This window comes from Kitasatospora sp. NPDC088264 (genome assembly GCF_040685715.1).
Lineage (GTDB): Bacteria > Actinomycetota > Actinomycetes > Streptomycetales > Streptomycetaceae > Kitasatospora.
This window is the reverse complement of record NZ_JBFBIR010000002.1, coordinates 151,618-176,143: the sequence shown is the minus strand read 5'-3', so window position 1 is coordinate 176,143 and position 24,526 is coordinate 151,618. Positions and strand designations below refer to the sequence as shown.

The window sequence follows — 24,526 nt, the reverse complement described above, 5'->3', positions numbered from 1 at the left end:
CCGCTCAACAGCAAGCCGCAGGAGACGGAGAGCCGATGCAGCTAGCAGCGATCGTCATCTCGCTGGTCACGTTCGTGATCGGCACCGCGCTCGCCGCCCGTGCGGCGCTGTACATCTACAAAGTGGTACGGACCGGCCAGCCGGACCCCACCCGCTTCGGTCAGCCCGCCCAGCGGGTGAAGACCGTCGCGGTCGAGTTCGTCGGACACACCCGGATGAACCGCTGGGGGATCGTGGGCATCGCCCACTGGTTCGTCGCGGTCGGCTTCTTCAGCCTGGTGCTGACCATCGTCAACGCCTTCGGCCAGCTCTTCGACGCCGAGTTCGCGCTGCCGATCATCGGCCACTGGATGCTCTGGCAGCTCTTCGTCGAGCTCGTCGGCACCCTCACCACGCTGGGCATCGCGACGCTGATCGTGATCCGGCTGCTCAGCCTGCCGTCCCGGTCCGGCCGCAAGTCCCGCTTCGCCGGCTCGATCGCCTGGCAGGCCTTCTACGTCGAGTACACGATCCTCGGCATCGGCCTCTGCATCCTGATGCTGCGCGCCCTGGAGGGCGCCCTCAACGGCGTCGACTCGTACGGGCCCGAGCACCTGGTCTCGTACCCGCTGGTCTCCGCCTTCAGCGGCCTGTCGCACGGCACGCTGGAGAACCTGATCTACCTCTTCGCGATGCTGAAGATCTGCATCTCGTTCGCGTGGGCGACCACCATCGGCATCAACCCCTCGATGGGCGTGGCCTGGCACCGCTTCCTCGGCTTCTTCAACATCTACTTCAAGCGCGAGGAGGACGGCGGCACCGCGCTCGGCGCCCTGCGTCCGATGACCAGCGGCGGTCAGCCGATCGACTTCGAGGACCCGGCCGACGACGCCGTGTTCGGCGTCTCCCAGGTCGAGCACTTCTCCTGGAAGGGCATCCTCGACTTCTCCACCTGCACCGAGTGCGGCCGCTGCCAGTCGCAGTGCCCGGCCTGGAACACCGGCAAGCCGCTCTCGCCGAAGCTGCTGATCATGGGCCTGCGCGAGCACGCCTTCGGCAAGGCGCCCTACCTGCTGGCCGGTGGCGGCAAGGACATGGAGGGCGAGGAGAAGGCCACCGCCGAGCAGCTCAAGGACGTCCCGGCGGCCGCCTTGGCCGAGGCCGAGCGCCCGCTGATCGGCACCGCCGAGGAGAACGGCGTCATCGACCCGGACGTCCTGTGGTCCTGCACCACCTGCGGCGCCTGCGTCGAGCAGTGCCCGGTGGACATCGAGCACATCGACCACATCGTCGACATGCGCCGCTACCAGGTGATGATCGAGTCCTCGTTCCCGACCGAGGCCGGGACGATGCTCAAGAACCTGGAGAACAAGGGCAACCCGTGGGGCATGGCCACCAAGGCCCGCCTGGACTGGGTCAAGGAGCTCAAGAAGGAGACCGGCATCGAGGTGCCGGTGATCGGCGAGGACATCGACCCCGCCGAGGTCGAGTACCTCTACTGGGTCGGCTGCGCCGGCGCCCTGGAGGACCGCGCCAAGAAGACCACCAAGGCCTTCGCCGAGCTGCTGCACACCGCGGGCGTGAAGTTCGCCATCCTCGGCAAGGAGGAGTCCTGCACCGGTGACTCCGCCCGCCGGCTGGGCAACGAGTTCCTCTTCCAGATGCTCGGCGCGCAGAACGTCGAGACGCTGAACGCGGCCCTGGAGGACGCGCCGGTCAAGCGGATCGTCGCCACCTGCCCGCACTGCTTCAACACCATCGCCAACGAGTACCCGCAGCTGGGCGGCCACTTCGAGGTCATCCACCACACCCAGCTGCTGCAGCACCTGATCGACGAGGGCAAGCTCGTCCCGGTCAACCCGGTCGAGGGCCTGATCACCTACCACGACCCCTGCTACCTGGGCCGCCACAACAAGGTCTACAGCCCGCCGCGCGAGATCATGGACAAGGTCCCCGGTCTGCGTCAGCAGGAGATGCACCGGCACAAGGAGCGCGGCTTCTGCTGCGGCGCCGGCGGTGCCCGGATGTGGATGGAGGAGCGCATCGGCAAGCGGATCAACACCGAGCGCGTGGACGAGGCGCTGTCCCTCAACCCGGACATCGTCTCCACCGCCTGCCCGTTCTGCCTGGTGATGCTCTCCGACTCGGTCAACGGCAAGAAGAACGAGGGCGCTGCCAAGGAGCACCTGAAGGTGGTCGACGTCGCCCAGCTGCTGCTCGACTCGGTGAGGGCGACCCCGCCGGCCGCCGCCGAGGAGCCTGCGACGGTGGACGCGTAGCGTCCTCTGTTCGACAGTTCTGCTACAACTGCCCGGCCCGGTGGTCGCCGCGAGAGCGCCCGCCGGGCCTGGCTTTTGGGGGGCCGGGACGGGCCGGACCGGGGGCGGATCCGGGGCGGGACCCGTAGGGGAGTGGTGCCAATCGCACGGCCGCCTGAGTGTCCGCCCGTTGGGAGGAAATACAGTAGGCGGCAGACCGGCCTCGCGCCGGTCGACCCGTTCCGGACGGCCGGACGGGTCCTGACCACCGACGGAGGTATCGGCCCGCCGGGCCGGGCCGCAGAGCACAAGGGGAACAGCGCAGACCATGACCGAGGCGATCATGCTGGTCGGTGGTAAGGGCACGCGACTGCGTCCGCTGACCACCCACACCCCCAAGCCCATGCTGCCGGTGGCGGGCGTCCCCTTCATCGCACACCAGCTGGCCCGCGCGGCCGCCGCCGGTGTCACCCGCGTCGTGCTGGCCACCTCCTACCTGGCCGAGGTCTTCGAGGACCACTTCCAGGACGGCACCCCGTACGGCATCGAGCTGGTCTACCTGACCGAACGCGAGCCGCTGGGCACCGGCGGCGCGATCCGCAACGCGGCGACCGGGCTGACCTGCGGCCCCGACGAGCCCGTGCTGGTCTTCAACGGCGACATCCTCTCCGGCGTCGACATCGCCGCCCTGCGCGACGGCCACGTGGCCGCCGGGGCCGACGTCACCCTGCACCTCACCCGGGTCGAGGACCCGCGCGCCTTCGGCCTCGTCCCGACCGACGCGAACGGGCGGGTGCTGGAGTTCCTGGAGAAGCCGGAGACGCCCGAGCAGATCGTCACCGACCAGATCAACGCCGGCTGCTACGTCTTCACCCGGTCCGTCATCGACCGCATCCCGGCCGGCCGCGAGGTGTCCGTCGAACGCGAGACCTTCCCCGAGCTGCTGGCCACCGGCGCGCTGCTGCGCGGCGTCGTCGACACCTCGTACTGGCTCGACCTCGGCACCCCGGCCGCGTTCGTCCGCGGCTCGGCCGACCTGGTGCTCGGCAAGGTCGACTCCCCGGCCGTCCCCGGCCCGACCGGCGACGCCCTGCTGCTGCCCGGCGCCACCGTCCACCCCGGCGCGGTGCTCAGCGGCGGCACCGTGGTCTCCGCGAACGCGGTGGTCGAGGCCGGCGCGATCGTCGAGGGCAGCGTGATCCTGCCGGGCGCGGTGGTCGGCCCGGAGACCCTGGTCAAGGACTCCATCGTGGGCGCCTTCGCCACCGTCGGCGCCCGCTCGGCGCTGGACGGCGCGGTGATCGGCGACGGCGCGATCGTCGAGTCCGACAACGAGCTGCCGAACGGCATCCGGATCGCCTGCGGCACCCTGCTGCCGGTCGGCGCGGTCCGCACCTCGGCCGGCCCGGGCGGCTGCCCGGCCGGCACCGCCGCGGCCGCCGCGGTGCACGGGCCCTCGGTCAGCGCGCAGCGGTAGCGGACGCCGGGCCGGGGCGCTGTCGCCGGGCCGCTGTAGCGCCGTCGGCGGGTCGCAGTGGCGCCGTCGGCGGATCGGCGGTGGCGCCGTCGGCGGCGGGATTTCGGCCGCGTTCGTCTCAGGCTCGCTGCAAACCGGCCCCGGCTCCGTCCAGGCCCCACGCGGATTGGGCCGGACGGGTACCGTCAGAGCGTGGCTGGTAATCGATACGACAGCGGGCAGGGCGCCGACCCCCACGGCGGGTGGGCGCCCCCTCCGCCGCCGGCGGGGCCCGGGGGGCACGGGCAGACGGACGGGCCGGAGTACTTCACGACCTCGCACCGGGGCGTGACCGACGGCCCCGACGGCAGGCCCGGAGGCCCCGGCGCCCCGGGCCCGCAGGGCGGCTACGACCCGTACGCCGCCGACCGGCCCGGCGGCACCCGGGCCTTCCCGACCGGCGACCCGTACGCGCAGGAGCCGCCCCACCAGGGGTACTACGACCAGGGCCAGTACCCCGGGCACCCCGGCTACCCCGGGTACCCCGGGTACCCACAGGAGGGGTACGGCGCCGAGGGCTACGACCAGGGCGGACACCCGCAGGGCGACGGCTACGGCCAGGACGGCTACGGGCCGCAGCAGCAGCCGCCGTACGGCCAGGACAACGTCACCGTCTACCGGGCCGGCGGCCAGTCCGCCCCGCACGTCGCCGGGCCCCGCCCGCACTGGCGCGAACTGCTCATCGGCATCTTCCGCGCCCCCACCGCGACCTTCGACCGCGCCCGCGACCACCAGGTCTGGCTGCCCGCCCTCACCGTCTCGATGCTGTACGGCGCGCTCGCGGTGCTCGGCATCGGCCTGACCCACGACGACATCGTCGACTCGACCTTCACCGTCGCGCTGACCGGCATCGCCGCCGCCGCGATCGGCTTCGCCGTGGCCGGAGCGGTCTTCGGCGGCGTCACCTACGCGCTGGCCCGCCAGCTCGGCGGGGACGGCCCGTGGAAGTCGACGGTCGGCCTGGCCGCGCTGATCGGCTGGCTGACGGACGCGCCCCGGCTGCTGCTCGACCTGGTGCTGCCCTCGGGCAGCGCGGTCGTCCAGGTCGCCGGATGGGCCACCTGGGCGTTCTGCGCGTACCTGCTGACCAGCATGGTCCGGCGGGTGCACGACCTGCCCTGGGGCAAGGCGGCCGCCGCCTCGGCGGTGCAACTGCTCGCGCTGCTGGTGCTGATCAAGCTGCCGACCCTGGGCTGACGGCCGGAGGGCACAATGGTGGACGGATCCCGGTCAGGCCGGGCCCGTCCACCCTCTTCACCCCCTCAGCCTTCACCCCCCACCCCCTCACGCCCCCACCCCCTCACCCGTTCCACGTCACCGGAGCCAGGAATGACCCTCCCCACCACGCACGTCAGCTTCCCGGCCGGGGCGGTGACCGGCGAGTCGACGGTGATCGCGGTGCACCCGCTGGGGGACGGTCGGCACGCCGTCGTGACCGGGGCCACCCCGTTCCACCCGCTCGACCACACCTGGCCCGACCAGCCCGCGGACCTCGGCATCCTCACCGTCGACGGCACCGAGCTGGCCGTCGTCGACTGCCTCACCGGCGCCGTCGGCCCGGACGGCGGAACGCCGCTGGCCGGCGCCGACATCCCGGTCCGGCGCGGCGACGAGGAGTGGTCCTGGCTGGTCCTGCACGTCGTCGACACCGACCCCGGCGACCTCGTCGGGCGCACCGCCGTCCTCGCCGTCGACGCCGACCGCCGGGCCGCCCTCAGCGCCTCGCACAGCGGCTGCCACCTGCTCGCCCTCGCCCTCAACGAGGCCCTCGCGCCGCGCTGGCGCAAGGACCCGGGCCGCTCCGACGCCCTCGGCCACCCCGACTTCGACAGCCTCGCGATGGCCACCTCGGTGATGGACACCGAGGCCAGCACCGACACCTACCGGCTCGGCAAGTCGCTGAAGAAGAAGGGCTTCACGGCGGACGCCACCGACGAGCTCCCCGCCCTCGCGGACGCCCTGCCCGCCCTCACCGAGGCCGTCAACGCCCGGCTCGCCGCCTGGGTCGCCGCCGCCGCCCCGGTCCGCATCGAGGTCCCCGGCCCCGAGCTCACCGCCCGCCGCCAGTGGCACTGCGAGCTGCCCGAGGGCGGCGCGCAGATCTTCTGCGGCGGCACCCACCTGCACCACCTCGGCGAACTCGCCGAACTCCGCACCGAACTGCGGCTCTCCGAGGACGGCACCGAACTGGTCGCCGTCACCCGCCCCAAGCGGGCCTGAGCACCCGGGAAACGCGACGGGCGGCCGCCCCTCGTCCGTCATCGGCGAGGGTCGGCCGCCCGTACTGCGTGCGCTCCGCCCGGATCAGACGTCGGTGCGGTGGAAGTTCAGGAACGAACGGGACGGCGTCGGGCCGCGCTGGCCCTGGTAGCGCGAGCCGTACCGCTCCGAGCCGTACGGGTGCTCCGACGGCGAGGAGAGCCGGAACAGACAGAGCTGCCCGATCTTCATCCCCGGGTACAGCTTGATCGGCAGCGTCGCGACGTTCGACAGCTCCAGCGTCACGTGACCGTTGAAACCGGGGTCGATGAAGCCGGCCGTCGAGTGCGTCAGCAGGCCCAGCCGGCCCAGACTCGACTTGCCCTCCAGCCGGGACGCCACGTCGTCGGGCAGCGAGATGACCTCGTACGTCGAGGCCAGCACGAACTCGCCCGGGTGCAGGATGAACGCGTCGTCGCCCTCGGGCTCCACCAGCCGGGTCAGGTCCGGCTGCTCCTCGGAGGGGTCGATGTGCGGGTAGCGGTGGTTCTCGAACACGCGGAAGAAGCGGTCGAGGCGCACGTCGATGCTCGACGGCTGGATCATCGCCGGGTCGAACGGGTCGACGACGACCCGGCCCAGGTCGATTTCGGTCCGGATGTCCTTGTCAGAGAGCAGCACGCTTCGAGGTTACGTGCACGACAGGGCCCCGGACGAATCCGCCCGGGGCCCGTTCCGTCCTCGCGTCGACCGTCAGGCCAGGAACTCCGCGGCCTCCAGCCGCAGCGCCCGGTCCAGCTGCGGCGCCGACAGCTCCCGCACGTCGGCCAGCACCGAACTCCTCAGCCGCCCGCACTGCGGACAGCGGATCAGCCGCCCGGGCCCGAGCCGGCCCGGACCGAGGTTCTGCATCGGGAACGTGGTGGTGCTGAACAGGTGCCCCTCGGCACAACGAACGACGGCGCGCTGCTCCATCGATCCCCTTCCCATCCCTAACCCAGTACTCACCCGTACTCATCGCGCCCCGCGGGACCTCGCCCCGGGACAGCGTCACATTAGGGGATGCTCCGGACATTCCACACCGTGGCTCGCCGCCCCGAACCCACCCGCCGGAGCACTCGTACGCGGCCCACACAGTACGCCCCCCACCCACCCCCGCCCGCCCCGCCACTCCCCGGGCGGGCCGTGCAACCACAGTCGCGAATGGGGTACAGTGACACTGGATTGAGCGGTCTCTGACGGCTCATCAGGCGGGCGTAGTTTAATGGTAGAACATGAGCTTCCCAAGCTTAGAGCGCGAGTTCGATTCTCGTCGCCCGCTCCAGCAGTAAAGCCCCAGGTCAACGGCCTGGGGCTTTCGTGTTGTCTGGACCAATTCGGGGTCGTCGTGCCAGATCCGCTCCAGAAGGTCGATCGGTGCGGTGTGCGGGCGGCGAAAGCCGGCTCGCCGGCCTGGCTTCCGAGGTCGTGAGTGGCGATCGGTGGTGCCAAGGGCTTCGGTGAGGTGCGCTGTGATCTCGGGCGGAGAGTCGGTGGCCCCGAGCGTGCTGGCGACGGTCGTGGCGGCTCGGTCGGCAGCTTGACATCCCCGAGGGGCTCGGCGGCTGTAGTGGCCGAATGTTCTGATCGGCGATCCCCCGTTGGGGGTCGGGATGCCGGGCGAGGCGCTTCGGTTTGCATCAGGCGAGCCGGGGGCGGAGCTATGCCCCTCGAAGCTTCCAGTCGTTTCGGATCTTGTGGTCCGTCCTGTCCCTGACGTGCGGCATTGCGGAAGCGGCGGGAAACCACGCTTTGGCGGGGTCGGCAGCTTCCGCGGATAGAGACCTGGCAAGGAAGAATCATTCGCAGTCGCTGCTGTGGCGAGCTTTACTCCACCGCAGTTCGAGATTTTCCAGCTGAGGTGAAGTCAAATAGGGAGTTCTGTCACCGCAGTTGACGATCTAAAGAGTGACCAGCTAGCGTCCAACGACACGACGAGACGTCAGAGGGGCGCTCGTGTAGGGGAGGGAACCCGTGTCCATCACCATGTTCACGAAGCCGGTCACCACCGGCTTCCCCATCCAGCTCTCGGTCGTCCGCGAGGACGTCATGGTGAACGCCGTCATCGACGGCGAGAACCTGCTCTACCTCGTCAATGACCCGGCGAAGGTGGAGGAGGACGCCAAGCGTGCCGTGAAGGCCGGCTATGAGACCGACCCTTACGCCCGCTTGCGCGCCGAGGTACAGCGGCCCATAGGTACGGCAGGCAGCAAGAAGGCCAAGAACGTCGGCGAGTACGCGGACTACATTGCAGCCGGCTTGCGGGGGGACTTCGATAGTGCGTGGTCGGTGCCGCAGATCACCCTCTGGTCCCCCCGCCCGCTGAGCCGGGACGAGAGCGGTATGTGGCACCTGCCGATCCGTGACGGCCTCATCGCACTCGACGCAGAGACCCAGGTCACGGCGCTGCACCGGATCAAGAAGAACCCGGCGGCGTACGACCTCGAGGATTTCGACTTCGGTGAACTGAAGCTCTCCATTGAGATCTTCCACGGCATCAGCGTCATGGCCGCCCGGCAGATCTTCCACGACCGAAACCTCAAGGGTGTCCCGGTCGACAAGTCCCTGGCCATGTCCATGGACGGCCGCGACTTCGGCACCACGGTGACGCGCAAGTTGATGGAGTCGCTGACCGTGCCGTTCGGTGAGGGCACGGCTCCGCTGTCCAGCCTGATCCTCACAGGCAAGCGCCAGGTGTCGGACAAGGCCGCGGAGTGGATGACGATGTCTGTCCTGCGGACGCTCATTTCCACGGCCATGCTCGGCAAGGCCGGCATCCATGCCGCCTCGACCGGCATCGAGTACGAGGACATCCCCACCGACGGCAACAACAGCCGCCCCGAGCAGGCCGTCGTCCAGCGCGAGATCATGGAGACGGTCGGCCACTTCCTCCAGCAGAACGCCGAGCTGTTCCACGCCAAGACCGCCATCACTGCTCCTGCCGTCGTGGCCGGCCTCGGCGCGACCATGAGCCGCACCATGTCCTGGTCGACCGACCCGATGCCCGAGGGTGTCACCCTGGAAGCCCTCCTGGAGAACGTCCAGTGGGAGCGTGAGGCGAAGTACTGGAGTGGCATCGCTGCCAAGCCGACGCACACGGGCAAGATCAGCTGGGCCGGTGGTGCCCGTGACTCTGGCCACAAGGTCTATGACGCGCTGAACAACCTGGACAGCGAAACCGGCATGCAGATCCGCGGTCGTTTCTAGCTTGCAGGTAGCGGCGGATCCTCTCCAATCACGGTGGGGGAGGAGCCGCTTGGCGTCTTCGCAGCTTCTATGCGGATCGTCGGCGGATGCGGATGCGGATGCGGATGCGGATGCCGACGACGGCGGCGAGGACGTTGCCGGTGTGGCGGAGGTCGTAGAAGCGGAGATGGTCGAGCCCCAGCTTCTTGCGGGTCCTGCGCCACTTGCGGCCGAAGGTCGAGCGGCGGAACGGGGCGCCGTGCCTGCCGATGAACAGAAGTCCCTCCTCTCCCTTCTGGGTGTACCAGCGCAGGTGCCGTTCGAACTCCGGGAAGAGCTCCCGAAAAGCGACTTGACCCGCCATGGGCGCACGGGAGGCCCGTCGTTCACCTCAAGGCCCCCCGTACTTCCGACCGTGAGCATAGTTCCCGTCGGAAACCCGCCGTTAACATCCGGCCCCGGCCTGCGAATCCGAGGTCCACCGCCAGTTGCTCCTGCCAACTCGCCCTGGGTTTCGCGATGATCGGCTCTCGACGGACCGGACGGCGGCTCGTACAGGTGGTGCGGCGGTCGAATGCGGGTCCGGGCGGGGGCTTCACTCGATGGGGGGAAGCGTGGCGGCGGGGTCCCCTATGTCCCGATTGTCGGACGTGGGCGGGCGGGGCGCTCGGGTGGGATGGGCGTCCCGATCGACTGGAGCCGCTGAGCATGGGTCTGTTCCGACGCTCCGGGAAGGCGGCTCGGACCGCCCCGGAGCGCACCGAGACCGCTGACACCGCCGCGGTCGCCCCGGCCGGGGCGGTCAACGGCCATCAGGTGCTGGAGACGGTCGTCGCCCTGCCCATCAGCACCTGGCGCTACCTGTGGGAGCCCGAGCAGGTGCGGCACATCGGACCGATGGCCCAGGACTGGCACGCCTCCTTCGACTTCCACCATGAGAACACCCGCGTGATCCCCGTCGTCGACGCCAACGGCATCGCCCTGGTCTGCATCCAGGCCCTGAACCGGCGCATCGACGAACTCACCACCGAGGTCCGGCGCCTGAGCGAACTGCGGGATGCGGGGGAGGCGGGGGATGCGGGGGCTCGGGAGGGGCGTGCGAAAGGGGCGTGCGAGAGGGGTGCGGAGGAGGGTGTGGGAACGGTAAGAGGCGGAACTGTCCGTCCACGTCCACCGTCCAAGCAGTGACGGAATCCCGGCCCGGTCTGAACGCCGGGAGGAGCGTGGAGGGGACCAGTGCAGCCAGGTGGTGCCGAACTGAATGTCGGATTCCCGGGTGGAAGCCGAGGCGGTGTGCCGGTCGTGCCGCCCGCCCGGTGGCTCGGCCCGACGCCGGCGGTCGATCAGCTCGAAGCGGCCGAGCGCTGCGAGACACTGCTGCAGGACACCCTGGACGCTGTCCGGCCGGCGCCGGTCTGGCAGGGGGCGGCGCCCAGAGCGGGCGCGCGGCTGCCGTTGCCGGGGCGGGACCCGGACCTGCGCTGGTACGTCACCCGGGGGCGGGACATCCTCACCATCGTCTCGGCGGTCCGGCGGGCGGCACTGGTGGACGCGGTCGAGCGGCACTGGCGGCGGCGAGGCTGGACGATCACTTCGCTGAACGCCGGCCGGAGCCGCCCCGGAGTCGCCGCCGCCACTCTGGACGGTTATCGACTGGCTCTGACATTCGGTGAGTTGGGCGAGGCTGGACTGACCGCGAGCTCGCCCGGCGTGGCCCGCTCGGAGCGGCTGCCGTCACTGCAGGGCGCCGGCGGTCGCGGCCCGGCACCGTTGCCGAACGTGTGCTGCCCGTACTGGAGTGCGATGGGCTAGCCAGGCCCTGTCCGGCTGCGGAAGAACCAGGGAGCCGGAAGAACCGGGGAGCCGGAAGAACCGGAAGGCGCTGGGGGCGGCGGAGGTTCGTGGACGCAGGGGAGGCGCGGAGCGAGTCCCCCCGGACTCGCTCCGCACCGCCTCGTCGCGCGGCTTCGCGCTGCCGCTCCCCCCGACTCCCCGGCAGCCCCGCCGTTCCCCCCTGGCAGCACCCTCCGGCGAGAGCGGTCCGCACAGGCCCCGGCGAGCCCCCACCCCCGGGGACGTCGTTGGTATCACGGTAACAAACCGCGTGGTTGGTTTGTCAATAGTGGGATCCACGAAAAATCCACAAACGTGACGGTCGGTCCGTAAGGTCCCGCCAGGCGCTGGACCAGCGGGTTGAGGCCCGGCAGGACGCCCGGCGACCCTTCGACGGGCGCGCGACGGGCTCCGGTACGGGCGGCAGGCCGTGCGGCGGGCCGCGCTGGAATCCGACATTCCGAGCATCATGGCAGCACGCAGTGACACCGCGCGAGCGCTGAGCGCAGCGGATGCGTCCTGTGGTGCTATGGCAGGCTGATGCGGAGTGAGTTCACCGGCGGGACGGCCCGGCCGTACGTGAGGGCCCGTCAGCGCAGCAGTCGGCGCTCCTTGGCCACGGCCACCGCGCCGGACCGGGTGTCCACCCCCAACTTGTCGTAGATCCGGCCGAGATGGGTCTTCACGGTGGCCTCGCTGATGAACAGTGCCCGGGCGATCTCCCGGTTGCCCAGCCCCTGCCCCAGCTGCGCGAGGATGTCCTGCTCGCGCTCGGTGAGCTGCGGTGCGGGCGCCCGCATCTGCGCCATCACCCGGGAGGCGACCGGCGGCGAGAGCACCGTACGGCCCCGGGCGGCGGCGTGCACGGCGGCGAACAACTCCTCCGGCCGCTCGGCCTTCAGCAGGTAGCCGGTGGCGCCCGCGGCGATCGCCCGGGTGATGTCGGCGTCGGTGTCGTAGGTGGTGAGCACGAGCACGTGCGGACCGCCCGGCGCGGCGGTGATCCGCCGGGTGGCCTCCACCCCGTCGATGCCGTCGCCGAGTTGGAGGTCCATCAGCACCACCTGCGGCGCCAGCCCGGTGGCCAGCGCGACCGCCTCCTCCCCGGTGCTCGCCTCGCCGACCACCTCGATGTCGCCCGCGCTGGCGAGCAGCGCCAGCAGGCCGGCCCGGACCACCGCGTGGTCGTCGCAGACCAGCAGCCGGACGGGGGCGGGTCCGGTTCGTTCGCTCATCGGTGCTCCAGGGGGATCGCGGCGGAGACGACGGTGCCCTCGCCGGGGGTGCTCTCCACGGTCAGCGTGCCACCGAACTGCCGCAGCCGGGCGCGCATCGCGGGCAGCCCGTACCCGCGGCCGCCGGCCGACCCGACCGCGCCCGGGTCGAAGCCCCGCCCGTCGTCGGCGACGTCCAGGACGGCCTGGTCGCCGAGGTAGGACAGGGTGATCGCCGCGGCCGAAGCACCGGCGTGCTCCCGGACGTTGGCCAGCGCGCCCTGGGCGATCCGCAGCAGCGCGGACTGCGCGGCGGCGGGCAGCGGGACGGGCGTGCCGTCCAGGTGGAAGCGGACCGGCAGACCGCTCTCGGCGGCCTCCCGTCCGGCGAGCGCGCGCAGCGCCTGGTCGAGCGGACGGCCGTCGGCGAGTTCGGCCGGTGCGAGGTCGTGGACGAAGCGGCGGGCCTCGGCCAGGTTGCGGGCCGCCACCTCGGCGGCGGTCCGGACGTGGGTGCGGGCGGTCGTCGGCTCGGTGTCCCAGGTGCGCTCGGCGGCCTGCAACAGCATCTGCTGGCTGGACAGCCCCTGGGCCAGGGTGTCGTGGATCTCCATGGCGAGCCGCTCGCGCTCCGCGTGGGTGCCCTCCCGCCGTTCGGTGGCGGCGAGTTCGCGCCGGGTGCGGACCAGGTCGGTGATCAGGGCGCGCTGCCGGGCGTCCTGCCGGTCCATGAAGAGGAACACGCCGGTGGCGAGCGCGGCCACCGCGAACGGCAGCAGGACGAGAGTGGCGTCCGCCCCGCCGGCCAGCCGGAGCTCGGCGATCACCACCAGCAGCGTCAGGGCCGCCACGAGCGGGATCGCCGCCCGCGCGGGGAGCGTGCGCAGCGCGGTGTAGACCAGCGGGACGGCGCACCAGGCGAAGCTCGGCGCGAGCAGCACCAGCACCACCCAGAGCGCGACCACCAGGGCCAGCGGCCACCGGCGCCGACGCGGAACCCGGTCGCCGGGCGCAGCTTCAGCCCCGGGCGTGGGCGTGGGCGTGGGCGCGGGCGCGGGCGCTGGTGGCGGTGGCGGTGGCGGGTGGCAGTGCGCGAGCCAGGAGCCGGCCGGCTGGGCGAGGGCGAGGGCGATGCTGAGCCCGATCACCCAGGGGATCCGGGGGTTGCCGGGATGGTGGGTGAGGTAGCGGCTGAGCGAGGCGGCGAGCAGCAGCAGGAAGGCGGAGTCGAGCAGCACCGCCAGGCGGCCCGCGTCCGGGTCGCCGGCGTCGTGACCGGCGGCGGGGCGGGGCTGCTGCACGGGTGGCTCCTGGCTGGACGGGCGATCGGCACCTGGGCGCCTCGGTGGGCGGTCGGCATCCGGACGGGCACCGGCCGCCTCGACCGCGTGCCCGGTGCGCCCGGTGCGCCCGGCGCACCGACCTGCACCGATCCCTCGATGGTGGCCCGGTCGACCCGGTCCCGCATCAGCCGATCGGTTGACGGGGCTGTCCTCCATCATGCCCGCGCGGTCGCGCCGGAGCGTCGATGTGGCGAGCCTCGCCCCGGCCGGAGGATCGGGGTGGAGCCGGGCGGACCCCCTGCCGCCCGGCGGCCCCGATCCCGTTCGCCGATCCGCTGAGGAGCTGGACCATGAAGAAGATCTCCGTGCGCACCCGGGTGCTGACCGGCACTCTCGCCGCCGCCGCGCTCGCCGCCACCGTGGGCGCCGTCTCGGCCAGCGCCGAGACCTCAGGGACCCCGGCCGCGCCGGCCGCGGTGAAGGTCGACACCCAGAACAAGAACCTCGCCCAGAGCACCGGCCTGACCATCGACGCCGCGACCCGCGCCGCCCAGGCCACCCTGGACGCGGCGGCCAAGGCCGGCCAGCACGTCTCGGTCGCGGTCGTCGACCGGGACGGTGTCACCCGGGTGCTGCTCAAGGGCGACGGTGCCGGCCCGCAGTCTCCGGAGTCGGCGCAGCGCAAGGCGTTCACGGCGGTCTCCTGGAACGCGCCGACCTCGGAGCTGACCAAGCGACTGGCCCAGGCCCCGACCCTCAAGGACATCCCGGGCACGCTGTTCCTGGCCGGCGGCGCCCCGGTGCAGTCCAAGGGCGCCCCGGTCGCGGCGATCGGTGTCGCGGGCGCGCCGAGCGGCGACCTGGACGAGCAGTTCGCGCAGGCGGGTGTCGCCGCACTGGCGAAGTGATCCCCTGGCCGGTTGCCCGTCCCCTGATGCGCGGGGCGGGCCGACCGGCCAGGATGGGCGGTATGCCGACGATGACCGATGACCAGTGGCGGGCGTTCCTCTCCGAGGGCACCCGCACCGCCAAGCTCGCCACCACCCGGGCCGACGGCCGTCCGCACGTCGCGCCGGTCTGGTTCCTGCTGGACGGCGACGAGCTCGTCTTCAACACCGGTGCGGGCACCGTCAAGGGCCGCACCCTGGCCCGCGACGGCCGGGTGATGATCTGCGTGGACGACGACCGGCCGCCCTTCGCGTACGTTCTCGTGCAGGGCACCGCCCGGCTGAGCGAGGACCTGGCCGAGGTGCGCGCCTGGGCCACCCGGATCGCCGCCCGGTACATGGGGGAGGACGTCGCGGAGCAGTACGGGGCCCGGAACGGCGTGCCGGGGGAACTGCTCGTTCGGGTGAAGATCGAGAAGGTCTCCGCAGAACACGGGGTGGCCCTCTGAAAAGCCGGTGCCGCTGTCAGTGGTGCATGGCAGGCTTCCCGGTATGACGGCGTGGACCCTCAACGACATCGAACGTGCGATCCGCTCCTCCTGGGGTGTCGACACCTGTGCGCCCGAGGATCTGGCCCACTGGCGTCCCGACAATCCCGCCCGCGGACAGTGCGGGGTGACGGCGATGGTGGTGCACGACCTGCTCGGCGGCGAGCTGATGATGGGCGAGGTGCACGTCGGCGGGGTCCGGACGGATCTGCACTGGTGGAACCGCTTCGCCACCGGCATCGAGATCGACCTCACCCGCGAGCAGTTCGGGCCGGACGAACTGGTCGGCCCCGGCCGTCCGGTCGCCCGCCCGGCCCGCCCCGGCCGGCTCCAGGCCCAGTACGAGCTGCTGAGCCGCCGGGTGGTCACCGAGCTGGAGCGCGGCCGCGTCCGGCTACCGGAGCGCGCCTGTGCGTGAGTCCGTCCAGTACGCAGGAGGCCACCGTCTCCTGACGTACAGTCATCCGCAGATGCGGTGACAGTGACGGTGACGGCGACGGGAGTGCGGGATGACCGGGGCGACGATCGGCTTCGTGGGGCTGGGTGCGATGGGGCGGGGCATGGCCGGCAGCCTGTTGCGGGCCGGCCACACCGTCCGGGTCTGGAACCGCTCGCCCGAGCCGGTGGCCACCCTGGTGGCCGAGGGCGCCGAGGCGGCGGGCACACTCGCCGAGGTGTACGCCGCCGACACCGTGGTCTCCATGCTCGCCAACGACGAGGCGGTCGAACGGCTGCTGCTCGACCCCGCCCTGCTCGCGGGCGCCGCGACGACCCTGCACGTCAACATGGCCAGCATCTCCGTCGGACTCGCCGAGCGCGCCGAGGCACTGCACGCCGAGCACGGCATCGGCTACCTGGCCGCCCCGGTCCTCGGCCGTCCGCCGGTCGCGGCGGCCGGCCGGTTGAACATCCTGACCGCCGGCGCGCCGGAGCTGCTGGCCCGCGCGGAGCCGCTGTTCGCCGCGATGGGGGAGCGCACCTGGCACTTCGGTGCGAGCCCGCGACAGGCCAACACCGCCAAGATCAGCACCAACTTCCTGCTGGCCTGCGCGATCGAGTCGATGGCCGAGGCGTGCAGCCTGGCTGAGGCCCACGGCGTCCGGCCGACCGACCTGGTCGAGATGTTCACCGGCACGCTGTTCCCGGGGCCGGTCTACTCCGGCTACGGCGCGATGGTGGCCGAACGCCGCTACGAGCCGGCCGGGTTCAGGCTGCCGCTGGGCCTCAAGGACGTCGGCCTGGCCCTGGAGGCCGGGGCCGCGCGGAACGTCCCGCTCCCGTTCGGCGGCATCCTGCGGGACGCCTTCCTGGACGCGCTGGCCCACGGTGACGCGGACAAGGACTGGGCGGCGGTCGCGGCCGTCGCCCGGCGCCGGGCCGGCCTGCCCGCCTGAGCGAACTCCCGGGCGAACTCCCGGGCGCCGGACGTGGAACAACCGGGGGGCGGGGGGTGCTCGCACCTTCATCCGCACCACCGACCGGGGGAGTCCCGATGGCCGACCAGCCGACGGGCGCCGAGGCGCCGCGCACCTTTCTGTTCCTCAACGCCAGTGCGCGGGCCGGCGGCAACTCCGAGCAACTCGCCCGGCTGGCCGCCGAGGCGAGCCTGCCGGCCGGGTCGGAGCAGCGCTGGCTGCGGCTGAGCGAGCACCCGCTGCCGCCCTTCGAGGACCTGCGGCACGTCGAGGGAGGCCGCCACCCCGAGCCGGTCGGCCACGAACGGACCTTGCTGGACGCCACGTTGGCGGCCACCGACCTGGTCTTCGTCGCACCGCTGTACTGGTACTCGCTGCCGACCAGCGCGAAGCTCTACCTCGACCACTGGTCGTCCTGGCTCCGGCAGCCAGGGGCTGACTTCCGTGCCCGGATGCGCGGCGGCACCATCTGGGGCGTCACCGCCCTCGCCACCGAGGACGACAAGGCCGAACCGCTGATCGGCACGCTCCGGCTGACGGCCGAGTACATGGGGATGCGCTGGGGCGGCGCGCTGCTCGGCAACGGCACCCGCCCCGGGGACGTGCTGCGCGACGAGCGGGCGCTGATCGCGGCCAAGTCCTTCTTCGCGGGCTGAGCCCGCGCACCCGTTCCGGCGGGCGCTCGCGCGGACGCTGACGCGGACGTTCGCACGGATGTGCACGCCGGCGCTCACGTGGACGTTCGCAGGGCGTTCGCACCGGCGCGCGCAAGGCGTTCGCACCGACCCTCACAGGACATTCACCCGGGCATTCGCCGGACGTTCACACGACCGATCGCTTCACGCCACGCGAGGTGGTGCGATACGGTCCCCCGGGCGTGTACCCGTCACTCTCCGGTCATCTTTCTGTAAAGCGCAAAAGCCTTACCACAGGACGGAATTGGGCGATTCGGGCACTCCCGTCCCGTGAGCGGTCCCCAGCGTGACACCCGCCTTCCGGAGTGGCCGGATCCTTCGGTAATCTCCGTCGGACTTTCAAGCTTCGCGAGGGGTCAGAGGCGTCCACGGCCGCCCGCCCCGCCGCGCCCCGGGCCTCGCCCGGACTCTTCCGTGAGGTCTCCCTTGCCCATACGTCGCAGTCTTGCCCTTGCCGGCGTCGCCGCGCTCGCGTCCTCGCTCGTGCTGTCCGGCGCCCAGGGCGCCATGGCCGTCGGCACCACCGGTTCCCCGTCCGCCGCCGCCCAGGCGGCCGGCAAGGCCTCCCACCAGAGCCTCGACCTCTCGGTGAACGGCGTGCCCGGCACCTTCATCGCCGGCGGCGACGCCCGCGACTTCACCTTCAAGATCGACAACTCGACGAAGCACGACTTCCTCTTCCTCCCGCTGCTCAAGTTCAAGAACAAGGCGGGCTCGCTCAAGGCGAAGGACCTCAAGGTCCAGTACCAGCTGCCCGGCGGCCAGTGGCAGACCGGTTCGGTCGCCGCCGACGGCGGCGAGGACAAGGACAAGTCCGTCCTCACCCTGCTCGGTGCCCTCGGCCAGGACGGCAACCCCACCGACGACGACCTGCTCGTCGTGAACCGCGGCAAGAGCTTCTCGATCAAGGTCCGGGTCTCCTTCACCTCGGAGGCGCCGCTCGGCCGGGCCGGCGTCGTCCCGGTGGTGTTCTCCGCCGAGCTTGACGACGAGACCCACGCGCCGGTCGACGGGGGCCACCTCAGCTGCGACGGCGTCCGCGGCGCGGGCTTCGTGATCAAGGCGGGCGGCGGCGGCAAGCCGAGCCCGACCATCAGCCCGAGCCACACCGGCAAGCCCAGCCCGACCGCGAGTACCTCGCCGACGGCCTCCCACTCGGCGACCGCCTCCACCTCGCCGACGGCCTCCCACTCGGCGACCGCGAGCACGTCGCCGACCGCCTCCACCTCCACCTCCGCCACGGCCACCCCCTCCACCTCGGCCACCCCGAGCGCCGAGCCGACCACGCCGTCGCCGTCGGTCCCGCCGACCACCCCGACCACGGGCGAGCCGTCCGGCTCCGCCTCCGCGTCGACCTCCGCCCCGGCCCCGGTCGACGGCAACGGCGACACCGCCGGCCCGATCGACTTCCCGGTGGCCGTCCCGACCCTCACCCCGCCGCCGCTCACCCCGGCCGCCGTCACCAAGGCCAAGGCCGCCGCCGACAACGGGGACAAAGCCCTGGCCCAGACCGGTGTCGGTGACGACACCACCGCCATCGCCGTGGCCGGCGGCGCCGTGCTGCTCGCCGGTGTCGGCACCCTCGTGGTGCTGCGCCGCCGCAAGTCGGCCCAGCAGGGCTGACCGCGGCCGCAAGGCACGCTCCAGCCGTTACACCGAGGCGGTACCCGCCTGACAACCGCCCGCGCCGCCCGGCCGTCCGTTCGACGGACCTCCGGGCGGCGCGGGCGGGACACCTCCGTCACATAGGATGTCCGGCCGGAGGGGGGCGGAACCGGCGGGGAGAGGGACAGGTGCGGGGATCACGCACGGCACGGACGGCCACCGACTACGAGTCGGCGACCGGGCGGATCGCGGGGCTGCCGCTGCGCAGACACCACGTTCTACTGGTGGCCTGGACGGTGCTCTGGTTCTTCCTGGTCGAGCCCAGCGGCGGCTTCTCCTGGCACTACCTGCGCCAGGGTGAGCAGCTGCTCTTCAGCGACCACCCGGACGGCGGGCTGGCGCTCTACGCCCACCACCCGGAGCTGCAGATCGGCCCGGTCAGCCTGGCCGTGGCCCGGCTCACGGCCCCGTTCTCGGCCCACACCGGCCAGCTGATCGCCGAGGCGGCGATGTCCGGGCTCGGCCTGGTGATGCTGGTCCTGATCGGTCGCACCGCCGCCCTGTACTACCTGGGCACCGGCACCAACCACCGCCGGCTCCAGCAGCGCCTGCTGATCGCCGGACTGGCGTTCATCCCGATGTGGGTCGAGGTCTCGGTCCGATTCGCGCACCTGGACGACGTCCTGGCGCTGTTCTTCACCACCCTCGCCGCGCACGCCCTGGCCCGCGGCAAGCCCACCATGGTCGGTGTCTACCTGGCGCTGGCGGTGGACTCCAAGCCCTGGGCGATCGCCTTCGCCCCGCTGATCCTGGCGCTGCCCAGGCCCGCCTGGCTGCGCAGCGCGATCTGGTTCGTCGGACTGGTGGCGATCGCCTGGCTGCCGTTCTACCTGGGCAATCTGGACACCCTGGCCGCCGCCAAGTTCACCATCCCCAACCAGCCGGCCTCCGCACTGCGCTGGTTCGGGGTGACCGACCCGGCCACCCCCTGGTGGGATCGTCCGACCCAGTTCGCCCTCGGCCTCGGCCTCGGCACCATCGCGGTCTGGCGCGGCCGCTGGCCGGCCGTGGTGCTGCTCGGCGCGGACGCCCGGATCCTGCTCGATCCGAGCGTCTACACCTACTACACGGCCTCGATCCTGCTCGGCACCCTGCTCTGGGACGCGGTCGGGCAGAAGCGGCTCGTCCCGTGGTGGAGTTGGATAGCGCTGGCCGCGCTGTACGGCGGGACGCTGTTCATCCCGTCCGACGCGGGCCGCGGCTTCGTCCGGCTGGCCTTCGTGGTGGTCTCCGCCGCGTACGTGCTGTTCTGGCCCACCCAGCAGACGCGCCGCCCGCGGTCCCCGGCGGACGGCGAGGGGCGGCGCCGTTCCTCCCGGCGGCGCGAGCGCGTGCTGACCGGCACCGGAGCCTGACCGGCCCCGGCCCCGGCCCCGGCCCCGGCCCCGGCCCCGGCCCCGGCCCCGGCCCCGGCCCCGGAGCCCGAGCCTGACCGGGGCCCTCCCTCCCGAGGACGGCTTGACCCTCACGCGGCGTGAGAGCGGAGGCTGGTGGTCAGCACGAAGGGAGGACCCGGATGAGCAGCGAGGGCTACTCGGTCGGAGCCGTGGCCAAGATCGCCAAGGTGACCGTCCGCACCCTGCACCACTACGACGAGATCGGCCTGTTGTCCCCCGCGGGCCGCACCCGGACCGGCTACCGCCGCTACCAGGACGCCGACCTCGACCGGTTGCAGCAGATCCTCTTCTACCGCGAACTCGGGTTCCCCCTGGAAGAGATCGCGGCGATCCTGGACGACGACTCGGTCAGTCCGAGCGAGCACCTCCGTCGGCAGCACCAACTGCTGACCGACCGGATCAGGCACCTCCAGGACCTCGCCACAGCCGTCGAACACGCCATGGAGGCACGAAGAATGGGTATTCAGCTGAGCCCGGAGGAGAAGTTCGAGATCTTCGGCGAGGGCTACCAGGAGGAGTGGGAGCAGGAGGCCGAACAGCGCTGGGGCGACACCGCGGCCTGGGCCGAGTCGCAGCGCCGCACCGGCGGCTACGACAAGGCCGACTGGCAGCGGATCCAGGCGGAGATGGCCGACCTCAACACCCGCCTGGTCGAGGCGCTCACCGCCGGCGAACCCGCCGACGGCGCCGCCGCCACGGACCTCGCCGAGGCGCACCGGCAGCACATCTGCCAGAACTTCTACGACTGCACGTTCACCATCCACCGCGGCCTGGCCGGGCTGTACGTCTCGGACCCGAGGTGGACCACCACCTACGAGAACCTCGCCCCGGGCCTGGCGCAGTGGCTGCACGACGCCATCCTCGCCAACGCGGACCGGCACGAGAAGGCATAGTCGCCGCCGGATGCCGGATGCCGGATGCCGGATGCCGGATGCCGGATGCCGGATGCCGGATGCCGGATGCCGGATGCCGGGCCACGTGGCCGGGGGGCTACGCGACCCCGCGCCCGAAGGAGCGCCGGTAGGCGGTCGGGGAGGTGCGCATCACCCGGCCGAAGTGGTGGCGGAAGGTCGCGGCGCTCTCGAAGCCGACCGCCGCCGCAATCTCCTCCACCGTCCCCTCCGGTGACTCCAGCAACGGCAGGCTGGCCGCGATGCGCTGGGTGACGACCCAGCGCATCGGGCTGGTGCCGTTGCGGGCCGTGAAGTGCCGCAGGTACGAGCGGTCCGACATCCGGGCGGCGCGGGCCAGCAGCGAGATGGTCAGCGGGGACGCCAGGTGGCCCATCGCCCACTGCATGCTGCGGGCGACCCCGTCGTCCTCCTCCTCGACCGGGCGGACGGCGGCCTCGATGAACTGGGCCTGCCCGCCGTCCCGGTGCGGCGCCACCACGAAGCGGCGGGCCACGCTGTTGGCCACCTTGGCGCCGTGGTCGCGGCGGACCAGGTGCAGGCAGAGGTCGATCCCGGCGGCGCTGCCCGCGCTGGTGAGCACGTTCCCGTTGTCGACGTACAGCACGTCCGGGTTGACCCGCACGTCCGGGTGGCGCTGCTGGAGCAGGTCGGCGTACCGCCAGTGGGTGGTCGCCTCCCGCCCGTCGAGCAGTCCGGCGGCGGCCAGCGCGAAGGCGCCCGAGCAGATCGAGACGATCCGGGCGCCGCGCTCGTGCGCCGTCCGCAGCGCGGCGACCAGCCCGGGGGAGACCGCGCCGCCGAACGCGTTCGGCACCCCGGGGACCACCACCGTGTCGGCCGAGGCCAGTTCGTCCAGCCCGTGCCGGGCGGTCAGCGCGAACCCGCCCACCGCGTCCAGCGCCGTCCCGGGCCGGTCGGCGCACACCTTCAGCCCGTACCAGGGCGCTGCCAGCAGGCCGCCCAGTTCGGGCCGGGCCAGTCCGAACACCTCCACCACCACGCCGAGTTCGAACGGCGCCATGCCCGCGAAGGCGTACACCGCGACGTGGTGCACCGGTTCCGGGCGGGGGCCGATGACGACGGGCACCGGGCCCGACCCGGTGCCGACCGGGCCCTCGACGTGCTGCTCGGTCATGCGGACCCCCTGCTGACGGGTGGCGGGATGGCGGTGAGTGTAGCCGTTCCGGCCGGCCGGGAATCTTCCTCGGATCCACCTGCAACCTCCACCCCGGCCACACGTCCATTGGTACGGGGGCGGAGAGAGGCGGGCCGAGGGCGGCTGTCAGGATCTCCCCGGTCACGATCTTGATCAGGAGTCCTGACGGTCCGGCGAGAGCCGCCACCGTCCCGGGGGAAAGCGGAAACGCGCATGTCCATGGCCATCGGGCCGATCGCCGGGCCGACGAGGGGGCGCGGTTTCTCCGTTCGCGGAGTGGTCGCCGTGCTGTTCGGCGCGCAGGAGGCCGGCGAGGTGCCCGCCGGCCCGGGCGACGAGCAGGCGGCGCAGCGCCGCTCCGGCTTCCGGCTGCTGCGCGGCGGGCGCAAGCCCACGGAGGACCGGCCCACCCTGACCGACCTGTACCACGTCCACCGGCTGGGCCTGGTGCGGATGGCCGTCCTCCTGGTCGACCACCAGGACCTGGCCGAGGACGTCGTCCAGGAGGCCTTCACCCAGCTCTACCAGCGGTACGGCGAGCACCTGGACGACCTCGACAACGCGCTCGGCTACCTGCGCACCGCGGTGGTCAACGGCGCCCGGTCGATGCTGCGCCGCCGGAAGACCGCCCGCGAGTACGTCCCGCCGCACGAGCCCGACGCCGCCTCCGCGGAGGACCACGCGGTGCTCAACGACGAGCACCGGCGGGTGCTCGCGGCCATGCAGGAGCTGACCTCCCGCCAGCGCGAGGTGCTGGTGCTGCGCTACTGGTCCGACCTGTCGGAGGCGCGGATCGCCGAGGCCCTGGGGCTGTCCCGGGGCGCCGTGAAGTCCACCGCCAGCCGGGCCCTGGACGCCTTGGAAAAGCATCTGGAGAAGGTTCGATGACCGACAAGCTCCCCGGCCGCGAGAGCGGAGGCCGAGACGGTGACGGGCCGGCCGAGACGGCGACCGAACGGCTGCTACGCGAGGCGATGAACGCCCGCGCCTCGCTGATCACCGCGCACGACCTGCGCCCGGCGCAACCGCCGCGCGGCCGGGTGTGGCGATTGCGCCCGGTCTACCTGACCGCCGTGCCGGTCTTCGCGCTGGCCGCCTCCCTGGCGATCGGCCTGCTCACCTTCCACGGCGACCCGCTGGCCAGGAAGGACGTCCCCCCACCGGCCGCCACCATGACGACCTCGCCGAGCCCGACCCCCGAGCCGACCGCCGCCCCGACCCCCACGGCCACCTCGCCGGACACCGGCAGCCCCGCCGCCGACCCGGAGACCGGGGCCCCCCTCTCCGACCCGACGTCGGCCGGCACCCGGACGACGGCGCCGCCCACCACCCCGGCCACCACCCCGGCCACCACCGCGCCGGCCGGGACGACCTACCCCTTCCGGGGCGTCAGGTTCAAGATCCCGCCAGGTTGGCGGGCCGTCAATCCGGATCCTTCCGCCAACACCCTCTGCATCCTGAGCCCGAGCGCTCCGCAGGACGCGACGGCCGGGGACTGCCTGCCGCACGGCGTGCTTCTGACGGTCACGGACCAGGAGTCGCAGCTCTGGCCGAGGCTGCCCGACCTGGATTCCGAGAGCGGCTGGTCCACGCAGCCCTGGTGCCCGGCGTGGTCCTACTCCCCCACGCTCACCAGGAACGGACAGATCGACAGTGTCGGCCCGACCAGGAGCACACCCACCGTGGCAGGCCGTGCCGCACGCAAGTCGCAGTGGCAGATCAACTGCGGCGGCGACGCCTTCACGGCCCAGATGTGGGCCCTGCCGAAGGACTTCGTGTCCGTCTCGGCGATCGGCCTCAAGGCCGACTACCAGCCCGGACTGATGACGATCGTCAACACCCTCGACCTGAGCGGCCGCCAGGCGCCACCGGTGAAGTACCACGAGAACGACATCGATATCACCGTGGGCGGCTTCACGGGCGTTCAGGAGCTGAAGGCGGGAAGTCCGGCCGTCACCTTCTCGGTGACCTACAAGAACAACAGTCCGACGAATTTCGCCCAGGTGGAGCCCTTGGTCTACACCGAGTGGCCCATGGACACGCCGGTGGATGTGGTGTCGCTGAACGCGGGCAAGCTCGAGCGTCTCGACGGTGCCACCTGGAAGGAAAAGCCGCTCACGCGAGGAAGCGCGATGGACTACGCGATGGCGGATCCCGAGTCGCTCTTCCCCCTGGCTCCAGGGCAGAGCCGAACGGTCAAGTACCGGATGACGATCGATGCCGGACACGGCCTCGGGCCACTGTGGGTGATGACGCGGGCCGTCCTTCCCTACACGGGAGGAACCCTCACGGGTCTCGGCAACGAGGTTGTCTCGCTCAAGATCACCAAGTGACACGGGGGC

At 72.1% G+C, this 24,526-nt stretch carries 22 protein-coding genes, 1 tRNA gene and 1 pseudogene; 18 read left to right on the top strand and 6 right to left on the bottom strand.

The genetic code is table 11. The annotated features are described in order from the left end of the window. Positions 1 to 35 precede the first annotated feature (35 nt). From AB0O82_RS02740 to AB0O82_RS02725, 4 genes and pseudogenes are all read left to right on the top strand, one after another. Positions 36 to 2,258: a (Fe-S)-binding protein gene (locus AB0O82_RS02740; protein WP_363579806.1), complete on the top strand. Its 2,223-nt coding sequence runs from the start codon at positions 36 to 38 to the stop codon at positions 2,256 to 2,258. A gap of 307 nt (positions 2,259 to 2,565) precedes the next feature. Next, positions 2,566 to 3,639: pseudogene (locus AB0O82_RS02735) on the top strand (NDP-sugar synthase); the annotation flags it as partial. 267 nt (positions 3,640 to 3,906) lie between these two features. After that, on the top strand, positions 3,907 to 4,950 hold the full coding sequence (locus tag AB0O82_RS02730) for a Yip1 family protein (RefSeq protein ID WP_363579805.1): 1,044 nt from the start codon (positions 3,907 to 3,909) through the stop codon (positions 4,948 to 4,950). Positions 4,951 to 5,082: 132 nt separating this feature from the next. Further along, the gene (locus AB0O82_RS02725) at positions 5,083 to 5,973 is read left to right on the top strand and encodes a metal-dependent hydrolase (RefSeq protein WP_363579804.1); all 891 of its coding nucleotides are present in this window, start codon (positions 5,083 to 5,085) and stop codon (positions 5,971 to 5,973) included. A gap of 84 nt (positions 5,974 to 6,057) precedes the next feature. Here AB0O82_RS02725 and dcd read toward each other — a convergent pair whose 3' ends face one another. Continuing rightward, entirely contained in the window at positions 6,058 to 6,633 is a 576-nt protein-coding gene (gene dcd / locus AB0O82_RS02720) for a dCTP deaminase (RefSeq protein ID WP_363579803.1), read from the bottom strand. A gap of 72 nt (positions 6,634 to 6,705) precedes the next feature. Then, positions 6,706 to 6,927 carry a hypothetical protein gene (locus tag AB0O82_RS02715; protein ID WP_079135746.1) on the bottom strand — a complete coding sequence of 74 codons (222 nt, stop codon included), beginning with the start codon at positions 6,925 to 6,927 and terminating at the stop codon, positions 6,706 to 6,708. Positions 6,928 to 7,202: 275 nt separating this feature from the next. Here AB0O82_RS02715 and AB0O82_RS02710 point away from each other — a divergent pair. Together AB0O82_RS02710 and AB0O82_RS02705 are read left to right on the top strand one after the other, a co-directional pair. Next, positions 7,203 to 7,276: transfer RNA gene (locus AB0O82_RS02710), tRNA-Gly, on the top strand. A 689-nt stretch (positions 7,277 to 7,965) separates the two neighbouring features. Next, positions 7,966 to 9,198: a DNA sulfur modification protein DndB gene (locus AB0O82_RS02705; protein WP_363579802.1), complete on the top strand. Its 1,233-nt coding sequence runs from the start codon at positions 7,966 to 7,968 to the stop codon at positions 9,196 to 9,198. Positions 9,199 to 9,265: 67 nt separating this feature from the next. Here the strand turns inward: AB0O82_RS02705 and AB0O82_RS02700 are convergent, their stop codons facing one another. Then, complete coding sequence (locus AB0O82_RS02700; RefSeq protein ID WP_363579801.1) at positions 9,266 to 9,541, bottom strand: hypothetical protein; 276 nt, start codon at positions 9,539 to 9,541, stop codon at positions 9,266 to 9,268. Between the two features lie 344 nt (positions 9,542 to 9,885). Between AB0O82_RS02700 and AB0O82_RS02695 the strand changes: the two genes are divergently transcribed. Then, positions 9,886 to 10,365 carry a tail fiber domain-containing protein gene (locus AB0O82_RS02695; RefSeq protein WP_363579800.1) on the top strand — a complete coding sequence of 160 codons (480 nt, stop codon included), beginning with the start codon at positions 9,886 to 9,888 and terminating at the stop codon, positions 10,363 to 10,365. Between the two features lie 105 nt (positions 10,366 to 10,470). Further along, positions 10,471 to 10,989 (top strand): hypothetical protein, encoded by a 519-nt coding sequence (locus AB0O82_RS02690; RefSeq protein ID WP_363579799.1) that lies wholly within the window; start codon positions 10,471 to 10,473, stop codon positions 10,987 to 10,989. Positions 10,990 to 11,600: 611 nt separating this feature from the next. On the opposite strand, the gene AB0O82_RS02685 is transcribed toward AB0O82_RS02690, so the two are convergent. Further along, positions 11,601 to 12,245 carry a response regulator transcription factor gene (locus AB0O82_RS02685; protein WP_363579798.1) on the bottom strand — a complete coding sequence of 215 codons (645 nt, stop codon included), beginning with the start codon at positions 12,243 to 12,245 and terminating at the stop codon, positions 11,601 to 11,603. Beyond that, on the bottom strand, positions 12,242 to 13,525 hold the full coding sequence (locus tag AB0O82_RS02680; protein WP_363579797.1) for a sensor histidine kinase: 1,284 nt from the start codon (positions 13,523 to 13,525) through the stop codon (positions 12,242 to 12,244). The genes AB0O82_RS02685 and AB0O82_RS02680 overlap by 4 nt, the downstream gene beginning before the upstream one ends. A 332-nt stretch (positions 13,526 to 13,857) precedes the next feature. On the opposite strand from AB0O82_RS02680, the gene AB0O82_RS02675 reads away from it, so the two are divergent. The 8 genes from AB0O82_RS02675 (at position 13,858) to AB0O82_RS02640 (ending at position 21,007) form a co-directional block, all read left to right on the top strand. Beyond that, complete coding sequence (locus tag AB0O82_RS02675; protein ID WP_363579796.1) at positions 13,858 to 14,415, top strand: heme-binding protein; 558 nt, start codon at positions 13,858 to 13,860, stop codon at positions 14,413 to 14,415. A 71-nt stretch (positions 14,416 to 14,486) separates the two neighbouring features. After that, positions 14,487 to 14,903, top strand: a complete 417-nt coding sequence (locus AB0O82_RS02670) for a PPOX class F420-dependent oxidoreductase (protein WP_107453052.1) — start codon at positions 14,487 to 14,489, stop codon at positions 14,901 to 14,903. Between the two features lie 43 nt (positions 14,904 to 14,946). Beyond that, positions 14,947 to 15,360: a hypothetical protein gene (locus tag AB0O82_RS02665; protein ID WP_363579795.1), complete on the top strand. Its 414-nt coding sequence runs from the start codon at positions 14,947 to 14,949 to the stop codon at positions 15,358 to 15,360. 91 nt (positions 15,361 to 15,451) lie between these two features. Beyond that, a complete protein-coding gene (locus AB0O82_RS02660; protein WP_363579794.1) occupies positions 15,452 to 16,336 on the top strand; it encodes an NAD(P)-dependent oxidoreductase in 885 nt (294 codons plus the stop codon). A gap of 98 nt (positions 16,337 to 16,434) precedes the next feature. Further along, positions 16,435 to 17,013 carry an NAD(P)H-dependent oxidoreductase gene (locus AB0O82_RS02655; RefSeq protein WP_363579793.1) on the top strand — a complete coding sequence of 193 codons (579 nt, stop codon included), beginning with the start codon at positions 16,435 to 16,437 and terminating at the stop codon, positions 17,011 to 17,013. Between the two features lie 465 nt (positions 17,014 to 17,478). After that, entirely contained in the window at positions 17,479 to 18,675 is a 1,197-nt protein-coding gene (locus AB0O82_RS02650) for an LPXTG cell wall anchor domain-containing protein (protein ID WP_363579792.1), read from the top strand. 236 nt (positions 18,676 to 18,911) lie between these two features. Further along, positions 18,912 to 20,072: a hypothetical protein gene (locus AB0O82_RS02645; protein ID WP_363579931.1), complete on the top strand. Its 1,161-nt coding sequence runs from the start codon at positions 18,912 to 18,914 to the stop codon at positions 20,070 to 20,072. Between the two features lie 161 nt (positions 20,073 to 20,233). Continuing rightward, positions 20,234 to 21,007 (top strand): MerR family transcriptional regulator, encoded by a 774-nt coding sequence (locus tag AB0O82_RS02640; protein ID WP_363579791.1) that lies wholly within the window; start codon positions 20,234 to 20,236, stop codon positions 21,005 to 21,007. A gap of 97 nt (positions 21,008 to 21,104) precedes the next feature. On the opposite strand, the gene AB0O82_RS02635 is transcribed toward AB0O82_RS02640, so the two are convergent. Further along, on the bottom strand, positions 21,105 to 22,163 hold the full coding sequence (locus tag AB0O82_RS02635) for a helix-turn-helix domain-containing protein (protein ID WP_363579790.1): 1,059 nt from the start codon (positions 22,161 to 22,163) through the stop codon (positions 21,105 to 21,107). Between the two features lie 234 nt (positions 22,164 to 22,397). On the opposite strand from AB0O82_RS02635, the gene AB0O82_RS02630 reads away from it, so the two are divergent. Together AB0O82_RS02630 and AB0O82_RS02625 are read left to right on the top strand one after the other, a co-directional pair. Further along, a complete protein-coding gene (locus AB0O82_RS02630) occupies positions 22,398 to 23,072 on the top strand; it encodes a SigE family RNA polymerase sigma factor (protein ID WP_363579789.1) in 675 nt (224 codons plus the stop codon). Continuing rightward, a complete protein-coding gene (locus AB0O82_RS02625; RefSeq protein ID WP_363579788.1) occupies positions 23,069 to 24,517 on the top strand; it encodes a hypothetical protein in 1,449 nt (482 codons plus the stop codon). The genes AB0O82_RS02630 and AB0O82_RS02625 overlap by 4 nt, the downstream gene beginning before the upstream one ends. Positions 24,518 to 24,526 lie beyond the last annotated feature (9 nt).

What these genes read in the sequence shown, in the direction of transcription:
- AB0O82_RS02675 (WP_363579796.1), top strand. Translation starts at nt 13,858, where the DNA reads ATGAAGAAGATCTCCGTGCGCACCCGGGTGCTGACCGGCACTCTCGCC.
- AB0O82_RS02670 (WP_107453052.1), top strand. Translation starts at nt 14,487, where the DNA reads ATGACCGATGACCAGTGGCGGGCGTTCCTCTCCGAGGGCACCCGCACC.
- AB0O82_RS02695 (WP_363579800.1), top strand. Translation starts at nt 9,886, where the DNA reads ATGGGTCTGTTCCGACGCTCCGGGAAGGCGGCTCGGACCGCCCCGGAG.
- AB0O82_RS02685 (WP_363579798.1), bottom strand. Translation starts at nt 12,245, where the DNA reads ATGAGCGAACGAACCGGACCCGCCCCCGTCCGGCTGCTGGTCTGCGAC.
- AB0O82_RS02635 (WP_363579790.1), bottom strand. Translation starts at nt 22,163, where the DNA reads ATGACCGAGCAGCACGTCGAGGGCCCGGTCGGCACCGGGTCGGGCCCG.
- AB0O82_RS02715 (WP_079135746.1), bottom strand. Translation starts at nt 6,927, where the DNA reads ATGGAGCAGCGCGCCGTCGTTCGTTGTGCCGAGGGGCACCTGTTCAGC.
- AB0O82_RS02665 (WP_363579795.1), top strand. Translation starts at nt 14,947, where the DNA reads ATGACGGCGTGGACCCTCAACGACATCGAACGTGCGATCCGCTCCTCC.
- AB0O82_RS02700 (WP_363579801.1), bottom strand. Translation starts at nt 9,541, where the DNA reads ATGGCGGGTCAAGTCGCTTTTCGGGAGCTCTTCCCGGAGTTCGAACGG.
- AB0O82_RS02640 (WP_363579791.1), top strand. Translation starts at nt 20,234, where the DNA reads ATGAGCAGCGAGGGCTACTCGGTCGGAGCCGTGGCCAAGATCGCCAAG.
- AB0O82_RS02660 (WP_363579794.1), top strand. Translation starts at nt 15,452, where the DNA reads ATGACCGGGGCGACGATCGGCTTCGTGGGGCTGGGTGCGATGGGGCGG.
- AB0O82_RS02630 (WP_363579789.1), top strand. Translation starts at nt 22,398, where the DNA reads ATGTCCATGGCCATCGGGCCGATCGCCGGGCCGACGAGGGGGCGCGGT.
- AB0O82_RS02725 (WP_363579804.1), top strand. Translation starts at nt 5,083, where the DNA reads ATGACCCTCCCCACCACGCACGTCAGCTTCCCGGCCGGGGCGGTGACC.
- AB0O82_RS02625 (WP_363579788.1), top strand. Translation starts at nt 23,069, where the DNA reads ATGACCGACAAGCTCCCCGGCCGCGAGAGCGGAGGCCGAGACGGTGAC.
- AB0O82_RS02740 (WP_363579806.1), top strand. Translation starts at nt 36, where the DNA reads ATGCAGCTAGCAGCGATCGTCATCTCGCTGGTCACGTTCGTGATCGGC.
- AB0O82_RS02655 (WP_363579793.1), top strand. Translation starts at nt 16,435, where the DNA reads ATGGCCGACCAGCCGACGGGCGCCGAGGCGCCGCGCACCTTTCTGTTC.